Annotated in this window: 7 protein-coding genes; all 7 read right to left on the bottom strand. The window is 74.4% G+C overall.

Going from position 1 to position 7875, the window contains the following annotated elements; genetic code table 11:
- On the bottom strand, positions 1 to 391 hold a 391-nt coding region (locus ACFO9I_RS09090), incomplete at its 3' end, for a biotin/lipoyl-containing protein (RefSeq protein ID WP_379179983.1).
- The gene (locus ACFO9I_RS09085; protein WP_379179981.1) at positions 388 to 1386 is read right to left on the bottom strand and encodes an alpha-ketoacid dehydrogenase subunit beta; all 999 of its coding nucleotides are present in this window, start codon (positions 1384 to 1386) and stop codon (positions 388 to 390) included. The genes ACFO9I_RS09090 and ACFO9I_RS09085, both read right to left, overlap by 4 nt.
- Before the next feature lies 1 nt (position 1387).
- Positions 1388 to 2404, bottom strand: coding sequence for a pyruvate dehydrogenase (acetyl-transferring) E1 component subunit alpha (pdhA, locus tag ACFO9I_RS09080; RefSeq protein WP_379179979.1), 1017 nt, complete (start codon positions 2402 to 2404; stop codon positions 1388 to 1390).
- Positions 2401 to 4146 (bottom strand): acetate--CoA ligase, encoded by a 1746-nt coding sequence (acsA, locus tag ACFO9I_RS09075; protein WP_379179977.1) that lies wholly within the window; start codon positions 4144 to 4146, stop codon positions 2401 to 2403. The genes pdhA and acsA overlap by 4 nt, the downstream gene beginning before the upstream one ends.
- Positions 4147 to 4253: 107 nt before the next feature.
- The gene (locus ACFO9I_RS09070) at positions 4254 to 5582 is read right to left on the bottom strand and encodes a phosphoribosyltransferase family protein (protein ID WP_379179975.1); all 1329 of its coding nucleotides are present in this window, start codon (positions 5580 to 5582) and stop codon (positions 4254 to 4256) included.
- An 84-nt stretch (positions 5583 to 5666) separates the two neighbouring features.
- Positions 5667 to 7148 (bottom strand): sensor histidine kinase, encoded by a 1482-nt coding sequence (locus ACFO9I_RS09065; RefSeq protein ID WP_379179973.1) that lies wholly within the window; start codon positions 7146 to 7148, stop codon positions 5667 to 5669.
- Positions 7145 to 7870 carry a response regulator transcription factor gene (locus ACFO9I_RS09060; protein ID WP_379179971.1) on the bottom strand — a complete coding sequence of 242 codons (726 nt, stop codon included), beginning with the start codon at positions 7868 to 7870 and terminating at the stop codon, positions 7145 to 7147. The genes ACFO9I_RS09065 and ACFO9I_RS09060 overlap by 4 nt, the downstream gene beginning before the upstream one ends.
- Positions 7871 to 7875 lie beyond the last annotated feature (5 nt).

Below are 7875 nucleotides of genomic sequence, written 5' to 3'. Positions count from 1 at the left end.
GCGAGCCGAGGTCGAGGCCCAGCTGCTCGGCCTCGCGACGCACCAGCGGGGAGGAGACGTGGGGCTGCGCGCCGGCCTCGCGGTGGGTCGGTGTCTTCTCCGCGACGACCTCGCGCCGACTCGGCGGCTCCTCGCGACGAGCCTGCGTCGACTCGACGATGGGGGCGAGCGTGGCCAGGACCGCGCCGACCGGGACCTTCGTGCCGGGCTCGACCACGAGCTGGTCGACCACGCCGTCGGCGAAGCTCTCGACCTCGATCTCCGCCTTGGAGGTGTCCACCACGGCCAGGATGTCGCCCTTGTGCACGGCGTCGCCGGGCTTCACGAGCCACTCCAGCAGCGTCCCCTCGTCCATGTCCGCGCCCAGCGAGGGCATCGTGAAGTCGCTCATCCCTGCCCCAGGGTGCGCCGGGCGGCGTCCGCGATCGTCGCGGGCTGGGGGAGAGCGGCCTCCTCGAGGTGGCGCGGGTAGGGCAGCGGCACCTCCGCGGTGCACACCCGCTCCACGGGGGCGTCGAGGTCGTAGAACGCCTGCTCGGTGATCCGGGCGCTGACCTCGGCCGACAGGCTGCCGGTGCGCCAGCCCTCGTCGACCACCACGACCCGGTGCGTGCGCCGCACCGACGCGAGGACGGTCGCGTCGTCGAGCGGCCGCAGGGTGCGGAGGTCGACGACCTCGGCCGAGCGGCCCTCGGAGGCGAGGAGGTCCGCGGCCGCCATCGCCTTCGGCACCGTGCCGCCGTACGCCACGATCGTGACGTCCTCGCCGGTGCGGCGGACCGCGGCGTGGTCGAGGTCGACCGGGCCCGCGTCGGCGGCGAGCTCGCCGGAGAGGTTGTAGAGCGAGCCGTGCTCGAAGATCAGCACCGGGTCCGGGTCGGCCAGCGCCGGCGCGAGCATGCCGCGGGCGTCCTCGACCGTGGCGGGCGCCAGCACCCGTAGGCCCGGGATGTGGGCGTACCACCCCTCCAGGCTGTGCGAGTGCTGCGCGGCCAGCTGCCGGCCCGCTCCGGTGGTCATCCGGATCACCAGCGGCACGTTGAACTGCCCGCCGGACATGTGCAGCAGCGACGCGGCGTTGTTGAGGATCTGGTCGAGCGCCAGCAGGCTGAAGTTGACCGTCATGATCTCGACGATCGGCCGCATCCCGCCGATCGCGGCACCGATGCCGGCACCCACGAACCCCGACTCCGACAGCGGCGTGTCCCGGACCCGGTCGGGCCCGAACTCCTCCAGCAGGCCGAGGCTGACCGCGAAGCAGCCGCCGTAGCTGCCGACGTCCTCACCCATCAGGAACACCCGCTCGTCGGCCCGCATCGCCTCCCGCATCGCCTCCCGCATGGCTTCGCGGTAGGTCGTCGTCCGCGTGGTCTCGGTGGTGGTCACCTCACTCACCCGCGTCCGCGGCGGGGCTGGTCACGAAGCGGGTGAGGTCCTCCACCGGCTCCTGCGCCGCGGCGTCGGCGGCCTCGATCGCGCGGGCCAGCAGCCCGGCGACCTCCTCCTCGAGGGCGGCGAGACCGGCGTCGTCGAGCTGGCCCTCGGCCCGCATCAGCTCCTGGAGCGCGGCCAGCGGGTCGTGGCCCCGCCAGGCCGCGACCTCCTCCTTGGTCCGGTAGCGGTCCGGGTCGTACATCGAGTGCGCCCGGAACCGGTAGGTCCGCAGCTCCAGGAACACCGGGGCTCCGCCACCGCGGATCTCCTCCACGGCCCGGGTGGCGGCCTCCTCCACGGCCAGCACGTCCATGCCGTCCACCGGCCAGGCGGCCATGCCGTACGACGACGCGCGCAGCGCCAGGTCGGTCTGGGCGTGCTCCTTGGCGATCGAGGTGCCCATGGCGTAGCGGTTGTTCTCGCAGCAGAACAGCACCGGCAGCCGCCACAGGGCGGCCAGGTTCATCGCCTCGTGGAACTCGCCCTCGGCGACGGCACCGTCGCCGAAGAAGCAGGCGGTGACCCGGTCCCGGTGCTGCATGTGGTCGGCCAGCGCCAGCCCGACCGCCAGCGGGATCCCGCCGGCGACCACCGCGTTGCCGCCGACGAACCGGGTGGCCATGTCGAACAGGTGCATGGAGCCGCCGCGGCCACGGCTGCAGCCGGTGACCCGCCCGAACATCTCCGCCATCAGCGACTCCACCGGCACGCCGCGGGCCAGCGCGTGCCCGTGCTCGCGGTAGGTCGAGACGACGGCGTCGTCGGGCCGCAGCGCGGCCATCACCCCGGTCGCGACCGCCTCCTCGCCGACGTAGAGGTGCAGGAAGCCGCGGATCCGGGTGGCGCTGTAGAGCTCCGCACACTGCTCCTCGAAGCGGCGGATCAGCAGCATCGTGCGCAGCAGCCCGGTGCGGTGCTCGCTGCCGGTGCCACCCGGCCGGGGTGCACCCTGCTCGTCGAGGAGGCTCATGACGAGTGCTCCAGGGTCGAGACGTCGCCCTCGGGGAGCCCGAGCTCACGGGCCTTGAGCAGCCGGCGCATCACCTTGCCGCTGCTCGTGTGCGGCAGGTGCTGGTCGAAGTCGATCTCCTTGGGAGCCAGGCCGCCGAGCCCGCGGCGCCCGAACGCCAGCAGCTCACGGCGCAGGTCCTCGGTCGCCTCGTAGCCGGGGCGCAGGGTCACGAACGCCTTCACCAGCTCGCCGGCGACCGGGTCGGGCTTGCCGATCACGCCGGCCTCCACCACGGCCGGGTGCTCCATCAGCGCGGTCTCGACCTCGAACGGCCCGATCAGGTGGCCGGCCGACTTGATGACGTCGTCGGCCCGGCCGACGAACCAGAAGTAGCCGTCCTCGTCGGTGCGGGCCAGGTCGCCGCTGAGGTACCACCCGCCGCCGAAGCACGAGCGGTAGCGCTCCTCCTCGCCGAGGTAGCCGCGGAACATCGACGGCCAGCCGGGCCGCAGCGCGAGCTCGCCGGTGACGCCCGGCCCGGCGACCCGGGTCCGTCCGTCCTCGACGAGGGCCCGTCCGTTCTCGCCGCGGACCAGCACGGCCGCCTCGACCCCCGGCATCGGGCGGCCCATGGAGCCGGGCCGGATCGCCATGCCCGGGTAGTTGCTCACCATGATCGCGCCGGTCTCGGTCTGCCACCAGTTGTCGTGGATGGGGCGTCCGTAGGCCTCGCTGCCCCAGGTCACCACCTCGGGGTTCAGCGCCTCGCCGACGCTGGCGATGTGGCGCAGGGCGGACAGGTCGTGGGCCCGGGCCGCGTCGGCGCCGTACTTCATCAGCATCCGCAGCGCGGTCGGCGCGGTGTACCAGACGTTGACCTGCTGCTCCTCGAGCAGCTGGTACCACTCCCGTGCGTCGAACTCCCCGGCGTAGGTCACCACGGTCGCCCGGTGCGTGAGCGGCGCGATGATGCCGTACGACGTGCCGGTCACCCAGCCCGGGTCGGCGGTGCACCAGAACACGTCGCCCTCGCGCAGGTCGAGCGCGAACCGCGAGGTCGCGTGGTGGGCGACCACCGCCTCGTGCACGTGCACCGCGCCCTTGGGGCGGCCCGTCGTGCCGCTGGTGAAGTGCAGCAGCGCCGGCTCGTCGGGCCGGGTGTCCGGGATCTCGAAGTCCTCCGAGGCGTCGGCCAGCAGCGCGGTCAGGCTGGTGGTGCGCTGGTCCGGCGGCTCGCCCACGACGAGGACGTGCTCCAGCGTCGGTACGTCGTCGAGGAGGCCGGCGACCTTGCGGCGGTACAGGGTCGCGGTCGTGACCAGCACCCGCGCCCCGCTGAGCAGCAGCCGCTGGCGGATCGGCTCGGGTCCGAAGGAGGAGAACAGCGGGGAGAGGACGGCCCCCTGCTTGAGCGTGCCGAGCGCGGCGACGTACTGCTCCTCCTGCCGTCCGAGCAGCGTCATCACCCGGTCGCCGCGGGTGATGCCGAGCTCGACGAGCACGTTGGCGAACCGGTTGGTCTCCCGGCGCAGCTGCTCGTAGGTCAGGGTCCGGGTGGAACGGTCCTCGGCCACGCAGCGCAGTGCCGGGAGGTCACCGGCCCCGGCGTCGACGTGCCGGTCGACGGCCTCGTGGGCGATGTTGAGCCCGCGTCCCCCGGGCAGCCCGGACAGCGCGGCGCGGGCCTGCTGCCAGGTGAAGGTCCTGCGGAGCCGGTCGTAGGGGAGCTCGTCGTACGACGGCGGGGTCTGGTCGGGCACGGGGCCGCTCCTTCCGGGTCCCGCCAGTCCATCGCCGACCCGGGCCGCGGTGCAGGGCCGAAGGTCGGCACGGGGCAGGGCCTTGGGTCAGGCCCCTCCGGGCGGCGTCAGCCGGTGGGTGTGGCGACGCCGTGACGGTGCACCAGGTGCCCGAGGAACCAGTCGCGGGCCAGCTGCGCGACCCGGTCCAGGGTGCCGGGCTCCTCGAACAGGTGCGTGGCGCCGGGGACCACGACCAGGCTGGCGTCGGGGAGCCGGTCCTGGGCCCGGCGGTTGAGCTGCAGCACCTGGGGGTCGTGACCGCCGACGATGAGCAGGGTGGGTGTGCGCACCCGGGCGAGGTCCGCGGTCGTCAGGTCGGGCCGACCGCCCCGGGAGACGACCGCGGACACGTCGAGACGCGGGTCCGCGGCTGCGGACAGGGCGGCCGCTGCGCCGGTGCTCGCTCCGAACAGCCCGAGCGGCAGGTGCCGGCAGCCGGGCTGCTGCAGCAGCCAGGAGCAGGCGCCGACCAGCCGCTCGGTGAGGAAGGCGATGTCGAACACCAGCTCCCGGTCACCCTCCTCGCCGACGGTCATCAGGTCCATCAGCAGGGTCCCGAGACCGGCCTCGGACAGCACCGCGGCCACCCGCCGGTTGCGCGGGCTGAGCCGGCTGCTGCCGCTGCCGTGCGCGAACACGACCAGGCCGAGGGGGCGGGGCGGTACGTCGAGGATGCCGGCCAGCGGCGCCCCGGCGCCCGGGACGGGGACGAGGACCTCCCGGGGGGCGCGTGGATCGGCCTCGACCGCCGGCGCCTGCTTCGACCACGACGCTCTCGCGAGCAGCGCCAGCACCTCGGCGTCGGCGACCTGGCCGAAGTCGCGGTAGACCTGCCCGACCGCCCAGAACGGGTGCGGCTGGTCGAGGCAGACCAGGTCGTCGACCTCGCGCCGCAGCTCCGCCACCGTCCGGCTGGAGGCGGCCGGGACGGCGAGCACGACCGACCGGGCGCCGTGCGCCCGCGCGACCTGGCAGGCGGCCCGGGCGGTGGCGCCGGTCGCGATCCCGTCGTCCACCACGATGGCCACGCGGTCGCCCAGCGCGAGTCGGCGGCCGTCGCCGCGCAGCCGGTGGACCCGGTCGTCGAGCTCGGCACGCCCGGTCTCCTCGAGCGCGTCGAGGGCGGTCGCGGTCAGACCGCTGGCGGCGACCACGTCCGGGTTGACCACGAGCACGCCGTCCTCGCCGACCGCGCCCACGGCCAGCTCCGGTTGCGAGGGCAGCCCGAGCTTGCGCACGCACAGCACGTCGAGCGGGGCCTGGAGGGCTCTGGCCACCTCGAAGGCGACCGGCACCCCGCCCCGGGGTAGCCCGAGCACGACCGGGTTCGCGGTGCGGTAGCCGGCGAGCGCGCGCGCCAGCCGTCGTCCTGCGTCGGCACGGTCCTGGAACATAGGGAGTCACCTCCGGCACGGTTCGGACGCCTCAACGCTGTGCCCCGCAGGTCCCGCCCGGTAGGGGCGTTGGACCATCTCCGGTCAGGAGGTGAAGGCCGCGTCCTCCGCGGGCGGGTACGGGGCGCCCGGCAGCTCCAGGGTGAGGCGCGCACCGCCGGCCGGCGAGCCGTCCGCCACCACGCTGCCGGAGTGCCGGGAGGCGACCTGGCGCACGATCGAGAGCCCCAGCCCGGAGCCGGGCATGGAGCGCGACTCCTGGGAGCGGTAGAAGCGGTCGAAGACGTGGGGCAGGTCGTCGGGTGCGATGCCGGGGCCCTGGTCGTCGACGGTCAGCACGCCGTCGTCCAGCCGCACGTGCACGGTGCCGCCCGGCGGGCTCCACTTCGCGGCGTTGTCGAGGAGGTTGGTGATGGCCCGCTCCAGGGCGGCGGGCTCGCCGGTGACCCACCAGGGCCCGGTGGCCACCTCGAACGTCACGCCCGGCGCGCGGCGCCGGACCCGGGCGACCGCCCGGTCCGCGACCTCGGCGAGGTCCACCGACTCCACCACGTGGGTGAGCGGCTCGTCGCGGGCCAGCTCGACCAGGTCGCCGATCAGGGTGGTGAGCTCCTCGATCTGGGCCCGGACGTCCTCGAGGAGCTCGGCCCGTGCCGCGGGCGGCAGCCCGCCGCCCGCGTGGGGGCCGTCGGCCTGGGCCAGCAGGTCGAGGTTGGTGCGCAGCGACGTCAGCGGCGTACGCAGCTCGTGGCCGGCGTCGGCGACCAGCTGGCGCTGGCGGTCGCGGGACGCCGAGAGGGCGGTGAGCATCTGGTTGAACGCCGTCGCCAGCCGCGCGATCTCGTCGTCGCCCTCGACCGGCAGCGGGGTGAGGTCCTCGGTGCGGGCGATGTGCTCGACCGAGGTGGTCAGGCGCCGCACCGGGCGCAGGCCGTTGCGGGCCACCGCCCACCCGGCCATCGCGGCGGCGATCACGCCGGCGAGCCCGAAGAGCAGCATCACGACGCCGAGCCGGGCCAGCACCCGCTCCTGGCCGTCGAGGGACTGCGCGATGACCAGGGCCTGGCCGCGGCTGGTGGTCGGCACCGCCACGACGCGGTAGCGGGTCCCCTCGACCGAGACGGTCCGGGTGCTCGACTCGGACCGGCCCGCCGACACCTGGAACTCCGGGTCGCCCAGCGGGAGGTCGGGGCCGTTGTCGAGCACGACACCGCTGCCGTCGTCGTAGATGAACGCGATGCGTACGTCGGAGGCGCCCAGCGCCCACGAGGGCAGCTTGTAGTTGTCGGTGATCCGGGACAGCGCGTCGGACTTGGCCGCTGCGTGCGCCCGGTCGAGCAGCGACTGGTCGAGCGTGGACTGCAGCTGCATCTTGACGGTCAGGAACGCGCCGGCGGCCACGAAGGCGACCGCGAGGCCGACGGCGATCGTGGTCAGCAGCGTCACCCGGCTCGCCAGCGACCGCCGGTAGTGCCAGCGCCGGTCGTCTCCCGGCGGCACCGCGGGCGGAGGTGGCTCCGGGGGTGTGGCTCCGGGTGGCGACGGGGGCGGGGTGAGCGCGCTCATGTCTCCTTCAGCACGTAGCCGACCCCGCGCACGGTGTGGATCAGCCGCGGCTCGCCCTCGGCCTCGGTCTTGCGGCGCAGGTAGCCGACGTAGACCTCCAGCGAGTTCGCCGTGGTGGGGAAGTCGTATCCCCAGACCTCCTCGAGGATGAACGAGCGCTCCAGCACCCGCCGGGGGCGGCGCAGGAACATCTCCAGCAGCGTGAACTCGGTCCGGGTCAGCTCCACCAGCCGGTCGCCGCGACGGACCTCGCGGGTCGCCACGTCCATCGAGAGGTCGGAGAAGGCGAGCTTGTCCTCGGCCTCGTCCTCCCGGGGCACCGCGCGGCGCAGCAGCGCCCGCAGCCGGGCCAGCAGCTCCTGCAGCGCGAACGGCTTGGTGAGGTAGTCGTCGGCACCGGCGTCGAGGCCCTCGACCCGGTCACCCACGGCGTCGCGGGCGGTGAGCACCAGGATCGGGACGTCGTTGCCCGCGGCGCGCAGCGCCTTGGTGGTCTCGATGCCGTCGAGGCGCGGCATCATCACGTCCATCACCACGACGTCCGGCGCGGCTCCCGCCGCCGGCGAGCTGAGTCCCGCGAGCGCCTCGGCGCCGTCGGCGGCCAGGCTGACGGCGTACCCGTTGAACTCGAGCGAGCGTCGCAGCGACTCGCGCACGGCCTTGTCGTCGTCGACGACGAGCACACGGGGCCGGGGCAGGCCCCCGGGAGGCGAGACGGTCACGGACC

Source organism: Nocardioides sp. GCM10023255 (assembly GCF_042653125.1).
GTDB lineage: Bacteria > Actinomycetota > Actinomycetes > Propionibacteriales > Nocardioidaceae > Nocardioides.
This window is presented reverse-complemented; position numbering and strand designations above follow the sequence as displayed.